Annotated in this window: 19 protein-coding genes; 11 read left to right on the top strand and 8 right to left on the bottom strand. The window is 61.4% G+C overall.

Annotation, left to right across the window (positions count from 1 at the left end):
- Positions 1–13: 13 nt before the first annotated feature.
- The 5 genes from CVS27_RS05350 to CVS27_RS05330 form a co-directional block, all read right to left on the bottom strand.
- On the bottom strand, positions 14–1,306 hold the full coding sequence (locus CVS27_RS05350) for a DUF58 domain-containing protein (protein WP_103464686.1): 1,293 nt from the start codon (positions 1,304–1,306) through the stop codon (positions 14–16).
- 15 nt (positions 1,307–1,321) lie between these two features.
- On the bottom strand, positions 1,322–2,272 hold the full coding sequence (locus tag CVS27_RS05345; protein ID WP_103481637.1) for an AAA family ATPase: 951 nt from the start codon (positions 2,270–2,272) through the stop codon (positions 1,322–1,324).
- Between the two features lie 125 nt (positions 2,273–2,397).
- A complete protein-coding gene (locus CVS27_RS05340) occupies positions 2,398–3,627 on the bottom strand; it encodes a DUF4350 domain-containing protein (protein WP_103464685.1) in 1,230 nt (409 codons plus the stop codon).
- A complete protein-coding gene (locus CVS27_RS05335; protein WP_103464684.1) occupies positions 3,624–4,292 on the bottom strand; it encodes a DUF4129 domain-containing protein in 669 nt (222 codons plus the stop codon). Before CVS27_RS05335 ends, CVS27_RS05340 begins: the two co-directional genes overlap by 4 nt.
- Positions 4,293–4,304: 12 nt before the next feature.
- Entirely contained in the window at positions 4,305–5,420 is a 1,116-nt protein-coding gene (locus CVS27_RS05330; protein ID WP_103464683.1) for a DUF7847 domain-containing protein, read from the bottom strand.
- A gap of 33 nt (positions 5,421–5,453) precedes the next feature.
- On the opposite strand from CVS27_RS05330, the gene CVS27_RS05325 reads away from it, so the two are divergent.
- From CVS27_RS05325 to secA, 8 genes are all read left to right on the top strand, one after another.
- On the top strand, positions 5,454–5,846 hold the full coding sequence (locus tag CVS27_RS05325; RefSeq protein WP_103464682.1) for a hypothetical protein: 393 nt from the start codon (positions 5,454–5,456) through the stop codon (positions 5,844–5,846).
- Positions 5,847–6,184: 338 nt separating this feature from the next.
- On the top strand, positions 6,185–6,859 hold the full coding sequence (gene mtrA / locus CVS27_RS05320; protein WP_103464681.1) for an MtrAB system response regulator MtrA: 675 nt from the start codon (positions 6,185–6,187) through the stop codon (positions 6,857–6,859).
- Positions 6,860–6,893: 34 nt separating this feature from the next.
- On the top strand, positions 6,894–8,852 hold the full coding sequence (mtrB, locus tag CVS27_RS05315) for an MtrAB system histidine kinase MtrB (RefSeq protein ID WP_243399857.1): 1,959 nt from the start codon (positions 6,894–6,896) through the stop codon (positions 8,850–8,852).
- Entirely contained in the window at positions 8,849–10,603 is a 1,755-nt protein-coding gene (locus CVS27_RS05310; RefSeq protein WP_133162881.1) for an LpqB family beta-propeller domain-containing protein, read from the top strand. The genes mtrB and CVS27_RS05310 overlap by 4 nt, the downstream gene beginning before the upstream one ends.
- Positions 10,604–10,743: 140 nt before the next feature.
- Entirely contained in the window at positions 10,744–11,610 is an 867-nt protein-coding gene (locus CVS27_RS05305) for a ComF family protein (RefSeq protein WP_103464679.1), read from the top strand.
- 154 nt (positions 11,611–11,764) lie between these two features.
- Positions 11,765–12,460 carry a ribosome hibernation-promoting factor, HPF/YfiA family gene (gene hpf, locus CVS27_RS05300; protein ID WP_103464678.1) on the top strand — a complete coding sequence of 232 codons (696 nt, stop codon included), beginning with the start codon at positions 11,765–11,767 and terminating at the stop codon, positions 12,458–12,460.
- A 70-nt stretch (positions 12,461–12,530) separates the two neighbouring features.
- Positions 12,531–13,757 carry a winged helix-turn-helix domain-containing protein gene (locus CVS27_RS05295; protein WP_103464677.1) on the top strand — a complete coding sequence of 409 codons (1,227 nt, stop codon included), beginning with the start codon at positions 12,531–12,533 and terminating at the stop codon, positions 13,755–13,757.
- A 75-nt stretch (positions 13,758–13,832) separates the two neighbouring features.
- On the top strand, positions 13,833–16,607 hold the full coding sequence (secA, locus tag CVS27_RS05290; RefSeq protein WP_103464762.1) for a preprotein translocase subunit SecA: 2,775 nt from the start codon (positions 13,833–13,835) through the stop codon (positions 16,605–16,607).
- Positions 16,608–16,710: 103 nt separating this feature from the next.
- On the opposite strand, the gene CVS27_RS05285 is transcribed toward secA, so the two are convergent.
- The gene (locus tag CVS27_RS05285) at positions 16,711–17,286 is read right to left on the bottom strand and encodes an Rv3235 family protein (protein ID WP_103464676.1); all 576 of its coding nucleotides are present in this window, start codon (positions 17,284–17,286) and stop codon (positions 16,711–16,713) included.
- Between the two features lie 70 nt (positions 17,287–17,356).
- Positions 17,357–18,169 carry a LysM peptidoglycan-binding domain-containing protein gene (locus tag CVS27_RS05280; protein WP_103464675.1) on the bottom strand — a complete coding sequence of 271 codons (813 nt, stop codon included), beginning with the start codon at positions 18,167–18,169 and terminating at the stop codon, positions 17,357–17,359.
- Positions 18,170–18,423: 254 nt separating this feature from the next.
- Between CVS27_RS05280 and CVS27_RS20485 the strand changes: the two genes are divergently transcribed.
- Both CVS27_RS20485 and CVS27_RS05275 read left to right on the top strand, forming a co-directional pair.
- Positions 18,424–18,612 (top strand): hypothetical protein, encoded by a 189-nt coding sequence (locus tag CVS27_RS20485; RefSeq protein ID WP_133162880.1) that lies wholly within the window; start codon positions 18,424–18,426, stop codon positions 18,610–18,612.
- A 4-nt stretch (positions 18,613–18,616) separates the two neighbouring features.
- Complete coding sequence (locus tag CVS27_RS05275) at positions 18,617–19,177, top strand: hypothetical protein (protein WP_103464674.1); 561 nt, start codon at positions 18,617–18,619, stop codon at positions 19,175–19,177.
- 14 nt (positions 19,178–19,191) lie between these two features.
- Here the strand turns inward: CVS27_RS05275 and CVS27_RS05270 are convergent, their stop codons facing one another.
- Positions 19,192–19,413: a helix-turn-helix domain-containing protein gene (locus tag CVS27_RS05270; protein ID WP_103464673.1), complete on the bottom strand. Its 222-nt coding sequence runs from the start codon at positions 19,411–19,413 to the stop codon at positions 19,192–19,194.
- A 250-nt stretch (positions 19,414–19,663) separates the two neighbouring features.
- Between CVS27_RS05270 and CVS27_RS05265 the strand changes: the two genes are divergently transcribed.
- Positions 19,664–20,305 (top strand): hypothetical protein, encoded by a 642-nt coding sequence (locus CVS27_RS05265; RefSeq protein ID WP_103464672.1) that lies wholly within the window; start codon positions 19,664–19,666, stop codon positions 20,303–20,305.
- Position 20,306 lies beyond the last annotated feature (1 nt).

Raw genomic sequence — 20,306 nt, 5'->3', positions numbered from 1 at the left:
CTGGGTTGGCAGCCTAGAGCCGCCCTGCGGCCTTGAGCCTGATGTACATGTCCGCCAGTTGTGGGGGCAGCTCTTGCGGCGGCGCATCCACCACCGAAGCCCCGGCCTGCTTCAACACGGCAGTGATGGCTGCACGGCGGTTCAACGCATGCTCGGCGGCTGCTGCACGATAGGTCAACGTGGTGGTACGCCGGTCTCGGCGGGCCGCATCGACGGCCGGGTCACGCACCGAAGCCACCACCACAACGTGCTTTTGGGACAGCGACGCAACCAGCGGGATGAGCCCTTCCTCGGCTGCCCCGGCGTCCAGGGACGTCACCAGTACTACCAGCGAGCGGTGGGACGTGACAGCGCGAACCGCTCCCGGGATGGCCTGGTTGTTCAGCTCAATCAGCTCCGGTTCAAGGGGAGCCAGGCCCTGCACCATGGCGTTGAGCATGTTGCCTTTGCCGGTGGAGGAAACTTGGGTGCGGACGCGGCGGTCGTACGCTATCAGGCTGACCCTGTCCCCGCCGCGTTCTGCCAAAACAGCCAGCAGCAGCGACGCCTCAATGCCGGTGTCCAGGGCCGTTTCATCCTCAATGCGGGCTGCCGAGGTGCGTGAGGTGTCCAAAACAATCACCACCCGGCGGTCGCGTTCAGGCCGCCACGTCCGGACCACCACATCACGACGCCGGGCCGTGGCGCGCCAATCGATGGAGCGGACATCGTCACCACGGACGTAGTCGCGCAGGGAATCAAACTCGGTTCCCGCGCCACGGATCTGCACTGCCGCCTTGCCATCCAACTCACGCAATTTGCGCAGCTTGGAGGGCAAGTGGCGCTTGGAATGGAAAGCCGGCAATACCCGCAAGGTCCCTGGCGCTTCGATGGTCTGTTGCCGTGCGGCCATGCCCAGAGGGCCAAAGGAGCGGATGGTCACGTGCCGGGTGAGGAGGTCACCACGGCGGGCCGGCAACAGGGCAACGCCCAGGGCCGCTCTCTCCCCGGGGCGAACCCGCACGGTTTGTAGGGCGTTGCTTGCCCCCGCTGACGGCTGCCAGCCGTCCTTGACTACAGCATTCAGCGGCCGGGTGGATTCGTTGGCAAGGCGCAGCACCGCAGTGGTCTGCTCGCCCAGGCGCACCCCTGACGGGATCACCCGCCGCACCACCACGTGGCGCGGAGATGCCGCAAGGGACAGATCAAGCACCACAATGAAGAGCAGAACGCCCAAAGCCAGGAGCCAGGTCGCGGGGCCGGGCACGGCAATGATCGGCACCACGGCTGCCAGTGCCACCAAGAAAAACCTGCCCGAAATCGCCATTTTCGCCAGCTCGGATCAGCGGGGTACAGGCACTGTGGCCAGAATGGAAAGCAGAATATCATCCACGGCAACGCCATCCATTTCGGCCTCGGGACGGAGGGCAACACGATGCCGCAAGGTGGGCAGCGCCAACGCCTTGACATCATCCGGGGTGACAAATCCGCGACCCGACAACCACGCGTAGGCGCGGGCAGACTTCAGAATGGCTGTTGCCCCGCGCGGCGAGACACCCAGCTGGAACGACGGAGCGGTGCGGGTTGCCCGGACCAGGTCCACCACATAGGACAAGACTTCCGCTGCCACGCTGACCTGGGACACCTCATCGCGGGCCTGCTTCAGCTCGGCGGCACCGGCCACGGCACGGACACCAGCGCCGTGCAGATCCTGCGGGTCAAAGCCCAAGCTGTGACGGCGGATGACTTCAATTTCATCGTCCCTGCTGGGCAGATCCATGGTGAGTTTGAGCAGGAACCTGTCCAACTGTGCTTCGGGCAGGGGATAGGTCCCCTCATACTCCACCGGGTTCTGGGTGGCGGCCACCATGAACGGTGCCGGCAGCTTGCGGGACACGCCATCCACGGAGACTTGGTGTTCCTCCATGGCTTCCAGGAGTGAGGCCTGGGTCTTAGGCGGTGTCCTGTTGATCTCGTCAGCCAGCAGAATGTTGGTGAAAACAGGGCCTTCGCGGAAAGTGAAAGCGGAGGTGCTGGCGTCGTAAATGAGTGAACCGGTCACATCGCCTGGCATGAGGTCGGGGGTGAACTGGACCCTTTTGGTGTCCAGGCTTAAGGCAGCGGAGAGTGCCCGCACCAGCAGCGTCTTTGCCACGCCCGGCACGCCTTCGAGCAACACATGGCCACCTGCCAGCAAGGCTATGAGCAGGCCCGTGACTGTGGATTCCTGGCCCACAACCGCCTTGGCCACTTCGCCGCGCACGGCCAACAGCGCCGCGGCTGCCGGGCTCATGGCCGGCTGCGCCGGCGCCCCCGGATACGCAGCGGCTTGCTGCTGTGGCTGATAAGGCTGTGGCTGATAAGGCTGCTGGCCGGCGTAGCCATGCTCCGTGTATTTTTGCTCTGGGTAGGGCATGCTCATCGCTGTGCCACTTCTTCCTCTAGTGCCGCCAGTTCTGCGGCCATGGACAACATGTCTTTTTCGGATGTGGGTGCAGCGCCCAGCAACAAGGCGTGCACGTCTAACTGCTTTCGGCCGGTGGCCGCTGCCGCGGCCTCCGCTACGGCGGCCGGAGGCGCGGCGTTTCCCAACCGCAGGGTGCGCGCCAAACGGGTTAGGGCGGCCTGGCGCAACGTTTGGATGGCCGTTTCAACAGCCCGGGCGTCCTGGTACAAGCGGGCCCGTCCCGTCAGCGTCTCGGATGATTTCACAATGACGGGCAGCGGTTCGGCCACCAAAGGCCCGTTACGGCGCCCCTTCCACAACATGCCAAGGACCGCCACCAGCAAAAGCCAGGCCGACGCCGGGAAGATCCACTCGGGCGTGAACTCGGCCAAGGTGGGTGGCTGGTCCGCGACTGGAATGTCCTTCACAGAGGCCGTGTACCAGATGAGGTTGGGTGAGTCACCCAAAAGCCTGAACGCCAGGGCTGCATTGCCGCGGTTGGCCAGATTCTGGTTGCTGATGATGCCAGCATTGCCGAGCACCACAACACTGCCTGTGCCGTTGCCGGCCAAGTATCCACCAGCCGTCCCTGCTGTTCCAGACGGCATGAAGCACGTTTGCACGCCCTTGTACAAGTGAAGTGGACCCTTGCCGTTGTTCCCTGCACTGCCGTCGATCATTCCCGCAGCCACCGCATCCGGCTGCGTGCATTGGGGCGCAACAGTGGGGGTGCCCGCGGTGGTTCCGCTGCTGGAAATTTCGGCGCTAAGGCCTTTCACTGCCAAGGGGGCCGGGGTGATGGCCACGATGGCGGCCCCGGCTTTCTCGGCCCGCAGTGACAAGGAAGCCACCTGGGCGGAAGACAGCAGATTCTTGGGGTCGTAAAACAACACCGTGCTGGTGCCGGGTCCATTGGCGTCCAAGGCAGCAGTGGCGGCTGCCAGCGAATCTGCTGCCGTGACAGTGACCCCTTGAGTGCGCAGCACCGATGCTGCGGCCTGGGCGCCTGCCGGGGCCGGGTTGGTGATGGAAAGGGCCCCTGCAGTTTGTCCAGAGCCGGTTCCCAGGAAGTATCCCAGCAGCGAAAGCGTGATGAAAGCGCCACTACAGATCAGCCAGAACCTGTACTTACCCCACCACCGTTTCATGGTGTGGGCTGGGCTTGCTGATTCGGCCCGGAATGCCTGCTCAGTGTTGCTCATAGGGAGATCGAATCCTGCGCATAGACGGGTTTTGCGCCTGCAACACTGCGGCAGGTGGCAACCAATTCCTCGTACATGGCAGCCGTGGGCGGAACATGTCCGTAGCGCACGGCATTGAACAAGTCAGCGGCGCTGCTCAGCTCGGACACCTGCCCGGGGAAGGCAAGCTGCAGTTCGGCGGCCACCTCCACCGCTGTCCGGCCGGGAGCCATGACGCTGATGTCTCTTTCTTCACCGGAGCGAACCAAAGCGCGGAATTGTTCACTGATGGCGGTGCCAAAATCCCCCACCGCTGCAGCGGCCGAGGCCAGTGTGCTGTGTTGCTCGCTGGTCAACACATGGTCGTTCTCAAACACCGCCGCGGCAACCGCTTTCTTGCGGTTCAATTGGGGTCTGACGATGAAGACAATGACAAGAATGGCTATGACGGCCAGCCCAATCACAATGCTCAAACCAAGGCCACCGTCGGCCACCTTCAAACCGTTGAGCAGATCGTCGAAGGCTTGCCTGAGAAAATCCACAACGCGCTCCGGCAAGCCTGGTTTGGCATCTTGATACGCCTTTTGGGCAAGTTCTTCCTGGGCCCAACGGCGTGCCTCCTCGGCATCCGGGACCACTGGGACGCTCACTGCGCGCAGGGCTGCTTGCATCAGCTGCAGTGCCATGGGGCGAACTACCTACTGTCCGTAGTTTCCCGGCGGCAAGTACGCTCCGCCGTCCTGGGGGCTTGCACCGGTGGCGCCCGTTGCGGAGGGTCCCGGGACCATGGTGGCGGGAACGGGAGCGCCGGGGATACCGCCGTCGTCCTTGCCTGACTCGGATTCCTTGAGCAGCGTAATGTCGAAACCGTCCCGGCGCATCCGCAAGTCAACGTAGATCAAGGCCATGACACCTGTTTGGAACGCCAGCGTCACGGCCCCTACCAGCGCACCAATGACACCGGAGATCGCCTGGGCTATGAGTGTTTGGGTCAACAATTGATCAGGGGTGGGATCCATGGTCATCAACGGCATCACCATGGAAGTAATCAGGCTTACCGGAGTGGTGATGACCCCGCTGATCACGGCTGCTATGACACCGGCCAGCAGCGAGGTGCCAAAGGTCCGCCACCAGTTCCCGTTGGTCAACACCCACGAACGTTTGATGCCCTGCAACACACCCACGTTCTCGACCACAATCGCGGCCGGGGCCAGCAACATTTTGGTGCCGATCCATACAGCGACTGCCACGAACGGCAGGATCGCCAACAAGGAGAAGCCCACCGCGGCGCCCGGGCTGTTGGCGCCGAACGCCATGACCAATCCCACAGCTATGGCCGTGTACAGCACAATGGCCACCAGAATGGCGGCGGCATACAGCAACGCCAGCAGCACCAGGGCGCCGATGCGTGGCTTGGCCAGGCGCCACATCTGCCCGAACGAGGTCCTGCGATTAAGCACGGCGCGGATCACCGGGATCACCAGGGCACCTTGCAAAATCATTTGAATCACGGTGGAGAGGAACGCCGTCAACAAGATGGAGACGGAGAAGGTGATCAGCGGACCCGTCATCGACTCGAACTCTGGCGGATTGTTTTCATCAAAGGTGAAGTTGCTGTCCGTGAACAATGTCATGAACTGGCCCAGGGCCAAGAACATGACCGCCAGCGTTACTCCCACTGTCACCAGTTGGAAGATCAGGGCAGAGCCAAACATGGCCTTGCCATTGCGGCGGGCAGCCTGAAAAGCGCCGTCGAGAATCTCGCCAACACCCAGGGGGCGCAGCGGAATAACGCCCGGCTTGGGAGGGGCCATGTAGTTGTTGTAGCCGCCGGGCTGCTGCGCGGGTTGGCCATATTGGCCCCACTGGGGCTGCTGCGGGCCGGGCTGTCCCGGATAGTAAGCCTGCTGTGGGCCGGGCTGTCCCGGATAGTGGGGTGGGCCGGGCTGCTGAGCGGGCTGGCCGTATTGGCCCCACTGGGGTTGCTGGCCGTAGGGGGGCTGCTGTGGGCCGGGCTGGCCGTACTGTCCCCACTGCGGCGGCTGGCTTTGCGGGTACTGTCCCTGAGGCTGAACAGGCTGAACAGGCTGAACAGGCTGAACAGGCTGCTGCCAAGGCTGGGCGGCGGGCTGCGAAGGAGCGACCGGGGGAGCCGGCTCGTGGCCGGGACCGGCATGTGGCCCGTCACCCTGTGGCTCCACGGGTGGCTGCTGCGGTTCGTGCGTCATTGTGCTCCCTGAAAGTTTCCCCAGTAAAAATCATCCACTGCTCCGGTGGCGGCTGTGCACCCGCTGGCAACGAGTGGTGCAGCCCAGGCACTTCAATGCTTCAGTGGCTATCTTCAAACCCTATCGGGAAGATAACCAATTACCGTGTGAATGGTGTGTGCAATGCCCAAAGAGTTGTTGCAATCTGCGCTTTCCCGCCCGGCACCTCACGGGCAATTGTGGGTGCACCGGCCCACAAATGGCCCGCAAACAGCCTGTCCGCAGCAAATTGGACCGAAAAACCACAGCTGGGGCACGTGCTGTGGAGCGTCGATAGGGACAATATGGAGGTAATAGGCAAATATAGAACTATGAAGGCACGCATTTTAGTTGTTGACGATGACGAGGCACTGGCCGAGATGATCGGCATCGTGCTGCGCAACGACGGTTTTGACCCCGTTTTTTGCGCTGATGGCGCCAAGGCACTTGAGGTATTCCAGTCCAACAAACCGGATTTGGTCCTCTTGGACTTGATGCTGCCCGGAATTGACGGGATTGAGATTTGCCGGCTGATCCGCGCCGAGTCGGATGTTCCCATTGTCATGCTCACGGCCAAGTCGGACACCTCGGATGTGGTCCGCGGGCTCGAATCGGGCGCTGATGACTACGTGGCCAAGCCGTTCAAGCCGGCGGAGCTGGTGGCCCGGGTTCGGGCCCGTCTGCGGCCTGGCGATGTCAAGGCTCCCGAGACGCTCTTTATTGGTGAGATCACCATTGACGTGGCCGGACATGCCGTCCGCCGCGCCGGTGAGCGGATACTGCTCACGCCACTGGAGTTTGACTTGCTGGTGGCGTTGGCCCGGAAGCCGTGGCAGGTATTTTCCCGCGAGCTCCTGCTGGAGCAGGTGTGGGGCTACCGCCATGCCGCTGACACCCGCCTGGTCAATGTGCACGTCCAGCGCCTGCGTTCGAAGATCGAACGCGACCCCGAAGCCCCCGAGGTTGTCTTGACTGTCCGCGGTGTTGGCTACAAGGCCGGGCAGTAAGCGCTGAATAGCGTACAACGCCGGTGAGAACGCAATGAGCCACCACAGCCACCACCACAACGGCGTCGGCAGCAGTTCAGTCGAGAGCGCCATGGATAACGCCAATTCCATGCCCGACGACGGAACTCAGCCCGCCGCTTCCACCCCGGCTTCCACCCCGGCCGACGCTGCGGTGGCGGCGGGTGAGAACACGGACACGGAGTCGTTGCCTGCCCGTGCCATGACCGCCGTCGTTCTGCACAAAGTGGGACAGGGCCTGCGTAGGGTCGTGACTCGGATCATTCGTGGTGCGGGAAACGTCCGGCGGTCCTTGGTCAGGCGATGGCGCACCTCGTTGCAGTTCCGCACGGTGGTGACGACCCTGTTGATTGCTTCTGTGGCAGTGGTGGGTGTGGGTGGCTATTTGGCCGGCCAGATTTCCAACGGCTTGTTCAAGGAACGCCTGATTCAGGCCCAACAGGAATCGGCCAGGGGCGCAACCCAGATCCAGGAAGATTTTTCCAACGCGAGCCTGAGTGATCAGCCGCGAGTGTCCACCTATGTGCGGGACACGTTGAAGTTGTTGGAAGTGGGCGGTGCAGACGACAACCGCAGGTACCTCATGGTCAAGATTCCGGGCCAAAGCAGCAAGCTTGCAGTCAGTTCCGCGGATTCCGGCGGCGTCACCACAGCCATCATTCCCAGTGAGCTGCGCAAAGCCGTCCAAGCGGATTCCGACGGCCAGTTTTGGCAGTCCATAGCCCTGCCCACAGGCAGTGCTGACGTTCATCCGGCGGTGGTGATTGGCAGCCAGGTTCAGTTGCTCAACACCAACTACGAGCTGTACATGATCTATGACCTCAACAGTGCGCAAGTAACACTGAACTATATTCAATCGGTGCTGTGGATTGCCGGCGGCATCTTGCTGCTGCTCATTGGTGCCATCGTTTGGTACGTCACCCGGACAGTGGTGAACCCCGTCAGCCAGGCGGCAGCCGTTTCCGAGAAATTGGCCGCCGGTGAGCTTGAGGAACGCATGCAGGTCACTGGCGAGGATGAGATGGCCAGGCTGGCTACCTCCTTCAACAAGATGGCAACCTCGCTCCAGGACCAGATCACGGCCCTGGCCGCCCTCTCGGACATGCAGCAGCGCTTCGTCTCGGATGTTTCCCACGAGCTTCGCACCCCACTGACCACTGTGCGCATGGCCGCCGAGGTCCTCTATGACGCCCGCGACGACTTTGACCCCATCAACAAGCGGTCCTCGGAGTTGCTCTTCCATCAGGTGGAGCGCTTTGAGCTTTTGCTGGCGGACTTGCTGGAAATCTCCCGTTTTGATGCAGGCGTGGCCGATCTGGACGCGGAATCGCTGGACATTTTCTCCGTGATCCATTCCGTGATCGACGGCGCAACTCCCGTGGCGCAGGCCAACTCAACCGAGTTGTCGGTGGTGACCCGGCTGCGCAACCACAAATGTGTTGTTGAGATGGATTCACGGCGGATCGATCGGATCTTGCGCAACCTGGTCCTCAACGCGGTGGAACACAGCGAAGGCAACCCCGTGAAGATCTTTGTATCAGCCGATGAAACTGCTGTGGCGGTGGCGGTGCGAGACTACGGCATTGGCATGTCGCCCTCGGCTTTGGGGCACGTCTTTGACAGATTCTGGCGGGCCGACTCTGCCCGGGCCCGTACAACAGGCGGCAGCGGGCTGGGTCTTTCCATTGCCATGGAAGACGCCCGATTGCATGACGGCTGGCTCGAAGCGTGGGGGGTCCCCGGCGAAGGATCCTGCTTCCGTCTGACCCTGCCACGTAAACGCGGTGGGGTGCTCACGCATTCACCCGTCCCGCTTCCGCCCGACGGCGGTGGGCAGGCAGGCACTTCGCCCTCGCTTTCCACGGGCCCCATCATGACGCACACCGGATCCATCGGCGTCGTGGGCGCCCTGGGCAGCTTCAAGTCGGTCCCCGGGCAGGATTCCGGCAATGCATCGGAGAGGGCGGAACAGTGAGCAGAACATCGACGGGCACAAAACGTCACCTGGCACGGGCACAGCGGCAGCGGGCGATGACCGTGTGGGCCATGGCCGTCGTCGTCCTACTCCTTGCCGTGGCAGGGTGCGCCACCATTCCCACCGATGGCCCCGTGGGAAAGAGCGATCCCTTGTCGCCGCGGGACAATTCGGTCAACATCGATTTTCAGCAGTTTGGACCTGTTGACGGGGCGGCACAGGAAAGCATCATTCGTGGATTCATTGAATCTGGCACAGGAATTTCAGACGATTTTCAGGTGGCCAGACAGTATTTGACGCCAGGATTGGCGCAGTCGTGGGCCCCTGACAAGCGAACAGTGATTTACAAGGACACGTTTTCCGCCAAGCCCGGAACGGAGAAGGACAGTTTCGTCTTGACCTTGGATGTGCTCTCAACCGTGGATGCCGACGGAGTTCGCACCCCTGCGGCAGAGGGCGCCACCACCAGCGTCGAGGTCAAAATGGTTCTGGTTGCCGGACAATGGCGCATTTCCGAAACACCCGACGGCCTGTTGCTGACTGAAGCGACGTTCCAAACACTCTTTAGCCCCGTCTCGCTGTACTTCTACGACCCCACCTTCACCTACGGTGTGCCGGATGTGCGGTGGTTGGCTTCGCGCACATCGCGAACGGCAACAGCCATTGTAAGGACCATGCTCAACGGGCCGGCCCCCTATTTGCAAGGGGCTGTTGTGAGTGCCTTCCCCAGCGGCATTGCCCTGGAACGGGACTCGGTGCCTGTCAACAACGGCGTTGCCAAGGTCGGTTTGACGGCGCAGCCCTTGCTGGAAACAAGTGTGGCGCAGCGCCAACAAATGCACACCCAACTGCTCATGACTTTTCAAAAGAGTTTGAACACCATCACCGAGCTGCAGCTGTTGGCTGACGACCGTGAAGTGGACATGGGCGGAGCAGATCAGGCTGTGTTGCCGATGATCATCGACAGGCCCGTTTCAGCGACCCAAATTGCGCTGGCCAAGAACGAGCTGGTTACCTACGACGGCACCAAAATTGCCCCCATTGCCAATATGCCCTCCGTGGCCGGTTTGCTGCCCTCGGCGCCTGCCATGTCCTACTCGGGAAACAACTTCGCTTTCCTCTCGGGAGCCGGCAACCAGATTTACAGTGTCAGTCCCGGCAAGCAGCCCACCGTGGCGGTGGCCGGGAATTCCCTCACCGCGCCGTCGTTTGCACCCAACGGGTGGGTTTGGACTGCCGCCGGTGACGGCTCGGGAGAGGTGGTCGCCATCAACCCGGACGACGGCGGAACCATGGGAAAGCCTGTGATTCTCACCGTGCCGTGGTTGGTGGGGCAGACTGTCACCACGCTGCGGATCTCGCGGGACGGTGCACGGGCTTTGGTGATTTCCCAGGCCAACGGTGTGAGTACCGTGAACATTACTGGCATCTTCAAATCCGGTGATGTGCCCAAGGAACTCACCGACCCCATCGCCATCGCCCACAGCGGAACAGCAACACTGGGCGTGTGGGCGGGGGAGTCAACCCTTGCTGTGATGGCACCCTCGGCCGCCGATTTGGTCACCGTGGAGTTTTTGGACCTGGTGCGCAGTCCCCTTCAATTGGATCCGCTCAAGGGGGTCCAATGGCTCAGCGCCGGATCCGGCGTGCGGAATGTGCATGCCCAAACAGCCACCGAGATTTTCAGCAACGTGGGCAATCATTGGGAAGTTGCGGCTAAAGAGCTTCGCCAAGCTTCCTTTTCCGGCTAGGGGAGTGTGCTGGCCGGGGCATCCAAGATTGGATCCGGCGCCGGCACATCAGTAATCCACAGCCACTGCCACGGCCGTGCGTGTCCACAAGCGGCCCCCTATCGGGGCGCGTGGCCGCCGCAAGGGTCCATGCTGGGTGCATGGAGAATCCGGGTGCGCCGATCGCCAGGGCGGGATTGCACAGGGCGCCAGCTGGCCGGCTGTGGATGCGGCTGTGGTTGTGGGGCGAATCTGCCTGGCGGGATTTCCTGTACCTGATCCTGCCGGCTGAATGCGTGGTGTGTGGTAGGGAGGATCAAGCGCTCTGCCCGGCGTGTTCCGCCGTGCTGCGCCAGCACACGGCTGAACCTTTTCGGGCAGAGCAACGCGCAGATGCGCTGGTGGGAGTAATGGGGCGTTCGCTTTTGCCCGTCGTGGCGGCGGGCGTGTACCGGGACGCCCTGGCTGAGACCATCCTTGCGTTCAAGAACCATGGGCGCACCGAGCTGGCGGCACCCTTGAGCCGCGCCATGTCCCGTGCCATGAGTGCCCTGCTCGACTCGGTGGATCCGCCCACCACCAGAATGCTCGTCGTGGTGCCCGTGCCCAGCACCGGCAGCGGATGGCGGCGCCGCGGATATGACCCTGTGGCGATGATTCTGCGGGCCATGGAGCACGAGGGCAGGTTGCCTGCCCAGACGGCAATAATGCCTCTTTTGGGCATCAAGGCAAAGCCGCCCTGGCGAAGGCGCCACCAGAAGGGTTTGGGCCGGGCGGAACGGCGGCGCAACGTACGTAACACTATGAAAATACGGCGCAGGAAGCTGCGCCATGTTTGGCTCAGAGCGAACCCTGACGAAGCTCTGGTGGTGGTGGTTGACGACGTGCTGACCACAGGCTCAACGTTGCAAGAAGCCGTCAAAACACTGGAGAATACGGGCCTGAGCGTGTATGCAGGGGTGGTGCTGGCGGCAGCACGGGCACCCGAGGGTGGGCACGAATTAGTCCCCCGAGAACGACTCGAATGAAAATTTACTTGAACAAAAGATGAATAAAGCCATGCAGTGAACTAACGTGAGTGAACGGGTACCTCTTCCGAGAGGAAACCGCCCGTCGGCGGTCTGGAATGTAGCGCCAAATGCTAGCCGGCCGCCGTGTCACCGAAGATATTTGGAGGGCACCATGGAGTTCATGATCACCGGTCGCAACTTGAGCGTTTCGGACCGATTCCGCGAATACGCTGGCGAGAAGCTCACAAAGATCGAACAGCTGGCCAACAAGGTCCAGCGGGTCGACGTGAAGGTTTCCAAGGAGAGCAAGGCCCGCACAGCAGACACTCCTCTAACAGTTGAGTTGACGGTTCTGGGCCGAGGCCCCGTGATCCGCGCCGAAGCCGCCGCATCCGACAAGTTCGCAGCTTTTGATCTGGCTTACGGGAAGCTGCTGGAACGACTCCGCCGCGCCAAGGACAAGAAGAAGGTCCACCACGGCCGGCACGCTCCCGTTGCAGTCAACGAGGCCACAGGTTCACTGACTCCCGTGAGCAGTACCGAGCCAATCTACGCACAGAGCGTCCCTGTTGCGGTTCCGGAAAAGCTGCCGTACGAGATCGAAAACGACATCCCCGCGGGTGATTCGCCCGTGCTGATCCGTCGCAAGGTTTTCCCCGCCACAGCATTGTCCCTCGATGATGCCGTGGACAACATGGAAATGGTGGGTCACGACTTCTACCTCTTCATCGATTCCGCAACCGGCATCCCCTCGGTGGTCTACCGCCGCAAGGGGTGGACCTACGGTGTCATCTCCCTCGATGACAACGCCGATGTTCTGGAAGAGATCTCGGCCTACCGGTCACCGGATGAGCCAGCCCGCGTCTAGGCAATTCCACCGGACTCATAGTGAGCCGAAGTCGGCACTGTAGTCCGCACAAAGTCAAGGAGCAGAATTTATGGGTGCAAGGCTGAGCCTCTCGCAGGCCAGGCGCATTGCACTCAAGGCTCAGGGACTTGCAAGCGTCCGGTCCGCCCAACCCGTCACAGCACGGGAGGTGGGCCGGACTTTTGCGCAACTCCAGCTGGTTCAAATTGACTCCGTCAACGTTCTCTCCCGCAGCCACTACCTGCCCTTCTTTTCGCGGCTGGGGCCCTACGACACCGCCGTGCTCAATTCTTTGGCGGGGAGGTCCCCAAGGAAGCTGATGGAGTACTGGGCCCATGAGGCAAGCTTCATCCGCCCGGAGCATTTTCATGATTTGCGGCCCTGGCAAAACCGGCGCTGGGTGGGCTCTGCCGCCATGGAGACAGGGCTTCGGGAAACTCTCGAAGCAAGCATCCTGCAGGTTCTGGCGCACAGCAACCCCCTGACGGCCCGGGAGATCAAGGCCAGAATTGGCCATGAAGAAACAGTGAGCAAGGATCACTGGGGCTGGAACTGGAGCGCGGTAAAACGAGCCCTTGAAGGACTCTTTGAGCGCGGCGTAGTGGGCGTTGCCTCGCGCAATGAACAATTCGAACGCCGGTACTCACTCATTGAAAAGATTTTGCCGCCGGCCCGGCGGGGCCAGTGGGCTCCGGGGGAGGCCGTGGACTCTGCAATCAAGGAGGAATCCCTCACACGCCTCATATCCGCAGCAGCCCAAGCCCACGGCATCGGCACCACCAGATGCTTTGCCGACTACTTCCGGCTCCCACCCAAGGCAGCCGAACACGCAGTGAAACAACTTGTGGCTGCGTCGGAGTTGACACCTGTCACGGTGGTTGGCTGGCCCGAGCCCACCTATGTGCATGCCACAGTCAGAACGCCGCGCAAGGCAACAGGCCAGGCCTTATTGAGTCCTTTTGATTCGCTGGTCTTTGAGCGCAGGCGGCTGGAGCGGCTCTTCAACTTTCACTACCGGCTGGAAATCTACACCCCCGAACACAAGCGAAAGTATGGATATTACGTCTTGCCGTTTCTGCTGGGCGAGAACATCGTGGCCCGGGTGGATCTCAAAGCAGACCGGCAAGCGGGTGTTCTCATGGTTCGTGGCGCCTTTGCCGAAGCCGATGCGCCCGCAGATACCGCCCATCACTTGGCCACCGAGCTGGAACTGATGGCCCAATGGCTGGGACTTGGCGCCGTCGTCGTCCTTGACCATGGGGACTTGGCCGCGACACTGAGGGCGGCCTTGCAATAACTGGCAGTGCGCTCTGCGTCTTCTCACGTAGACTGAACACGCCACTTTTAGGTGCAACAGATTGGGAGCAATTTCGTGCCATCACTTCTTGAACGGGTTCTTCGTACAGGCGATCGCAAAACGCTTAAACGACTCAATGTGCTTGCTGACGCCATTGATTCGCTGGAGGAGCCCTTCCAGACCTTCACCGACGCTGAGCTGCGCGAGGAAACAGACAAGCTCAAGCAACGCCACGAAGATGGTGAGACTCTCGATGACCTGCTGCCGGAGGCTTTTGCCGCCGTGCGCGAAGCATCCTCCCGCACCCTGGGCCTGCGCCACTTCCGTGTTCAGCTCATGGGTGGAGCAGCACTGCACCTGGGCAACATTGCCGAGATGAAAACTGGTGAAGGTAAAACCCTGGTGGCTACAGCCCCGGCCTACCTGAACTCGCTCACCGGCAAGGGCGTCCACGTGGTCACGGTCAACGACTACCTGGCGGAGTACCAGTCCGATCTTATGGGCCGCGTGTTTAGGTTCCTGGGTCAGAGCAGCGGTTGCATCATTTCCAACCAGGATCCCGCAGTACGCCGCGCCCAGTACGCCGCGGACATCACCTACGGCACCAACAACGAATTTGGCTTTGACTACCTGCGCGACAACATGGCGTGGAGCAAGGATGAGCTGGTCCAGCGCGGCCACAACTTCGCCATTGTGGATGAAGTTGACTCCATCCTCATCGATGAGGCCCGTACGCCGTTGATCATTTCCGGTCCGGCCTCCGGCGATGCCAACCGCTGGTATGGCGAGTTCGCCAAGGTGGTGCTGCGCCTGAACATCGACGAGGACTACGAAGTTGATGAGAAGAAGCGCACCGTGGGCGTCCTTGAGGAAGGCATCGAAAAGGTTGAGGACTACCTGGGCATTACCAACCTCTACGAATCTGCCAACACGCCGCTGATCGGTTTCCTGAACAACGCCATCAAGGCCAAGGAACTGTTCAAGCGCGACAAGGACTACGTCATCATGGACGGCGAAGTTCTCATTGTTGATGAGCACACCGGTCGTATTCTTGCTGGCCGCCGCTACAACGAGGGCATGCACCAGGCCATTGAAGCCAAGGAAGGTGTGGAGATCAAGGCTGAAAACCAGACCTTGGCCACAGTGACCTTGCAGAACTACTTCCGCTTGTACGAGAAGCTCTCCGGCATGACTGGTACTGCCGAGACTGAGGCGTCCGAGTTCATGGGAACCTACTCTCTGGGTGTTGTTCCCATCCCCACCAATAAGTCCATGCAGCGTGTTGACCAGCCCGACTTGGTTTACAAGAACGAGGTAGTGAAGTTCGACGCCGTTGTGGCTGACATTGTGGAACGCCACGAAACGGGCCAGCCGGTCCTGGTCGGCACCACAAGCGTTGAAAAGAGCGAGTACCTCTCCAAGAAACTGGCAAAAGCCGGCGTCAAGCACGAGGTCCTGAACGCTAAGAACCACGCCCGTGAAGCCGCCATTGTGGCTCAGGCTGGCCGCCGTGGAGCCGTCACCGTTGCCACCAACATGGCAGGCCGCGGAACTGACATCATGCTCGGTGGAAACGCCGAGTTCAACGCCGTTGCCGAATTGGCCGCGCGCGGACTTGACCCGGAGGAGACTCCGGAAGAGTACGAGGCAGCCTGGCACGACGCGTTCGAGGAAGCCAAGCTGGCCGTCAAGGACGAGCACGAGGCAGTGTTGGAAGCTGGTGGCCTGTACGTTTTGGGCACCGAGCGTCACGAATCACGCCGCATCGACAACCAGCTCCGAGGCCGGTCGGGCCGTCAGGGCGACCCGGGTGAGTCCCGTTTCTACCTGTCGCTGACAGATGACTTGATGCGTTTGTTCAACTCTGGTGCCGCCGAGCGTCTCATGTCGCGTTCCTCGATGCCCGATGATGTGGCATTGGAGTCCAAGCTGGTGTCCAAGGCGATTGCCTCGGCCCAGGGCCAGGTTGAGGGCCGCAACGCTGAGCAGCGCAAGAACGTGCTCAAGTACGACGACGTCCTGAACCGCCAGCGCGAAGCCATTTACAGCGACCGCCGCCGGATTTTGGAAGGTGGCGACCTGCACGAAAAGGTCCAGCACTTCCTTGAGGACACCGTCAACGAGATCATCGACGCGTCGTTGGGACAGGCCCAGGCAGGCGAATTGGACTTCCACGCACTGTGGACCAACCTGCGCACCATCTACCCCGTCACTGTGACCGTCGATGAGATCGGTGAAGAAGCCGGCGGAATAGGCCGCATCACCGCCGAGACGCTCAAGACCGAGCTGCTCTCGGATGCCCGCGTTGCCTACCAGGAACGTGAAGCTGCCCTGGGTGCGGAGACCATGCGTGAGCTGGAACGCCGCGTGGTGCTCTCCGTGGTGGGACGCAAGTGGCAAGAACACCTGTACGAGATGGATTACCTCAAGGAGGGCATTGGCTTGCGCGCCATGGCCCAGCGTGACCCCTTGGTGGAGTACCAGCGTGAGGGCTATGAGATGTTCCAGTCCATGATGGCTGCCATCCGTGAGGAAAGCGTTGGCTTCCTGTTCAACCTGGAAGTTCAGGTGGAGAACGCTCCGGCAACTGCTGTCGGCGTGGTCGCCGACCAGCCTTCGGCCTTGATGGACCGTGTTGCTGGCGCAGGATCCGAGGGTGCCGGCGGCGCTGTGGCTCCGCGCATCACCGCTCCCGGTTTGGAAGCCCCCGCAAAGCCTGCCCAGCTGCGATTCACGGCCCCTGACGAACAAGGTGGCGTGGAAACGCACGTTGAGCGCCGCAGCGCCGGTGGCTTGCCGCCGTCGGCCAAGCGTGCTGGCAACAAAAACAAGGGCAAGAAAAAGCGCTAACCGCATGAACTAGGTGTCTGCTTTCACTGCTTTAGATACAATGGCGGCTCGCGTGCGGGCCGCCATTGTTGTACCCAGACGTTGTCCCCAAACGCGGCGGCGCTTACCCGATGCGAAGTGCTGTGACCTTCCAGAGGCCGTGGCTGAGTTCGAAGCGCATTGCCATGGCACGGAATCGTGTCCTGTCGGCAATCACCACAGCTGTTTCAAAGATCCCGGGGGAGATGCAACTGCAGTGGACTGAATGAACCACGGGCTGGGGGTGCAGCAGGTGGACGTTGTTTTCCAGTGCTTCATGGCTGCCACGCCGTGCCACGGCCTTGCAGGCCTCCGCATGAAGCCGGGCCCGGGTTGTCAATGAACTCATGCAGCGTGCATCGAGCCATCGGGACAACTGGTGGACGCTTCTGACACCGTTGAGCACTTCCACAGCGGACTGGGCGATCCGCCCGGACATGGCCGCCACGGTGGCGCGCTCCGCAGCCTCCGGGTCCAGTGCCTGCACCTTTGTGGCTGGCACTGTTCCAGCCGGGGAGAGCTGGGCCGTTCCTTGCCGGATTCGGCTCGGCATCTTCACAACAGTCCCGCCCGGCTCGTCCAGGGGCTCCAACAACGGAACCGGTTTGACCACCAGGACTGTGGACTCGGCTGTGGTGCGGGGGATGGCTGCTGTACTCATGGGGTGCTCCTCTACTTGTGAACCCAACGTGCCGCGCCCTGCGTGGTTGGCAGGGTTGTGATGCCAAGTGCTAGTAACTGGACGGTGCATGCAGTACTTGTCCGGGAAGAATGTAATTGGGGTCGGATCCGATGGTGTCTCGATTGGCGCTGTACCAGCGCGGCCAGGCCTGGGCCACCTCCATGTCGGTCGAAAAAGGCCCCAGCGCAGCGGCCACTATGGACCACAGGCTGTCACCGCTCTTGACTACCACGTCCAAGTCACTGTTGTTGTGCGGTGCCTGGGCCGAGGGGGAGTTTTGCGTCGGGTCCTCGGCATCGATCCCTGCGCCAGCTGGTTCTGTGGCCGGCCGGGTTGACGGACGGATCAAAAGGTCGGGGGCGGTTTCCGGTGTGCGCGGGATCCATTGCGGTTCTATGGGTGGCGCCGAAACCGTCGGGAGAATGTCTGCACCGGGCCCGGCCGGGCTGGGGGTTGGAGCATCCGCCACCGTTTCGGTGCGCCAGAGCGGGTCAACCCCGGGCGCTTCTGCGGCCGCAAGTAATGGTGTGGCCAGAAGATTCAGTCCCACTACGGCGGTGACCACCCGTCGCATGAATGCCGGCGAGCAGCTTGCCGTAAAAGCTGCCACTTTAGTTTCTCCCCGGACGTGGGCCACGGCGGACACGCACGCGCACGTCATGGCAAGGAGCCACCAACACAGCAGCGCGATGCCCGCACCGGCTCCAGCCACGCCCAACAGTTCCGCCAGATCCAGCGGCTGCGTCCACCCGCCGTTCCTGTCGCGAAGCCGCACCAGTGAGACTCCACTAAACACCAGTGATGCGCCGAGAAACAGAATTGCCGCTGTCATGGCCAGGTCGGCTCGTGTCTGTCGTTTCAACGAAGCTCTCCTTTGAACTTGTTTGACCCTGTTTGACTACATATAAACACCTTGAACTCATTTTGAACTCATTAATGCCGCGTGTCCAGAGGTGGCGGGAAAATTGTGAACAACTCAACAACTGCCGCGACTGCACACGTCCCGTGGTGCGTCATCTCAAGTTGCTCGCGAATTCATTGCTGTGTGGCTTGTCGTGGCCGCTGCCCGGGCCTTCATCTGCGCATGATGCGCAGCGCCAGCACCGCGGCGTGCGCATGACCAAAGTTAACTTCGGCTATGCGTGGGCGGGGGTGCTGGCACTGCGCCAGTGTCATTCCTGCGCAAGCGAAGCAGCTGGCAACGCGCAGGCGCAAAGCCACCTGGGGCATGCACCCCAATTCGCGAGCACTTTAGATGAGTCGCGTCGACAACTTGACGGCATGGCGGCCCTGCGCCTAGCGTGACGCCATGCGGTGGGAACTACTTTTTGGCGACTTGGAAGCTCAGTGGCATGAGGCCAACCAGCTGGATCTGGAGCGGCACGTCAACGAGTTGGCCCGGGTGGAGGCGTCACAGCTGACGTTGGCCGAGGCATTGAGGGGTTCGGTGGGACAACAGATTTCGCTCGCCATGTGCAATGGGACTGCATTTCACGGCGAAGTGCAAAGAGTTGAGCCGCAATGGATATTGCTGAGTGAGGACAATCGCTCGGTTGTGCTCCCGCTGGCCAAGGTGTCGCGGGTTCAGGGGCTGGGAACCCAGCGTGCGCGGGCCGCAAGCAAAATCCAGTACTCGCTCGCTGCCGCGCTGCGGATGTTGGCAAGAAATCGCTCGGCAGTGGTTCTTGACCTGGATACGGCGCATCCCGCCAGTATTCGCGGGGTGCTTGATCAAGTGGGTGCCGACTATGTGCAGCTCATGCAATTGGCCGACGGCGTCAGCCGGGACCGTGGGAATCGGCAAGGCAATGTTGTGGTTCCCTTGGGCAGCCTAGTGTCCATCGTCTCGGCCGCCGACAACGAGTTTTAGCCGTGACCGAGGAACTAGCGGGAGCTTGACGCGGGGTTCTCCGAGGCGAGCATCGCCCGGGCTGCTGCGTGACGGTCGTCGATGAACTGTTCAAATTTTGCTTCGTCCACGCGCCATTGCCCACGGCCACCAATTTGAAATGCCGGCAGCTCGCCACTGTGGACCAGCGCGTAGCATGCGGCGGCGGAAATCTGCAGCTGTTCGGCAACATCAGCCAAAGTGAGGAATCGAGGCATGCACTCATTATCCATCCTTTGGTCTTGTTTGACGAGGTTTATTAAGGTTTTCCCATGGTTTCCAAGGTGTTGGTGCCATCCGCTGCCCAGTTGTCCACAGATTAGGGGCATTTTCGCGTAAGGGGGTTTCACCACGCGCCCATCGGTTGTAGAAATAGGTACACAACGCTCCCTACAGGGCATGGGTTCGCGCATCTTTTGAGGCGTACCTGGACTTTCCTGGTGGAACGTTCCGTTACGGGGAGGAACCATGGCTTTGGAAGCGCAGGGGCAGGCCGCACGGTTGAGCAAGCCCTCATGGAAGGATCCCCGGCTCTTGATAGGCATCCTCCTGGTTTTGGCCTCAGTGGCCGGTGTTGTGGCACTTGTTGGCAACGCCGGCAAAACGGTGCCAGTGTATGCCGCAAAGGACGCCCTGGTGGTGGGGCAGAAGATCACGCCCGAATCGTTCAACATTGTTCACGTTCAACTCGGTGATGTGGGCGGGAAGTACCTGAACCCGGAGGTGGTTCTGGGCGAAAATAGTGTGGCCGTGCGGATGGTGCCCAAGGGTGAACTTGTTGCCCGGTCCAGCATTGGGCAAACGGATGCCCTGGACCGCAAACCCGCACCCGTGACAGTCAGCGAACCCCTGCCCAAGGAGGTGGTGGTGGGCTCCTACGTTGATGTTTGGGTTGCTCTCCCGGATGAGCGCAACGGCTTTCAGGCCCCCGTCCTGATGTTGCCAGGGGCCGAAGTTGCCGCGCTCAATGTTGCCTCCGGGTCACTGGGTTCGGGCAAGTACATGCAGATCATGGTGTTGGTAAGCGATGCTCAAATGCCAAAATTCCTCAGTGCCGTGGCCAACAAAGCCAAAGTCTCCGTGGTGTGGAATCCCGGGGCCGCGCAATGAA

This window comes from Arthrobacter glacialis, from assembly GCF_002909445.1.
Taxonomy (GTDB): Bacteria; Actinomycetota; Actinomycetes; order Actinomycetales; family Micrococcaceae; genus Specibacter; species Specibacter glacialis.
The sequence above is the reverse complement of the archived record's forward strand: the minus strand, read 5'-3'. Positions and strand labels throughout refer to the sequence as shown.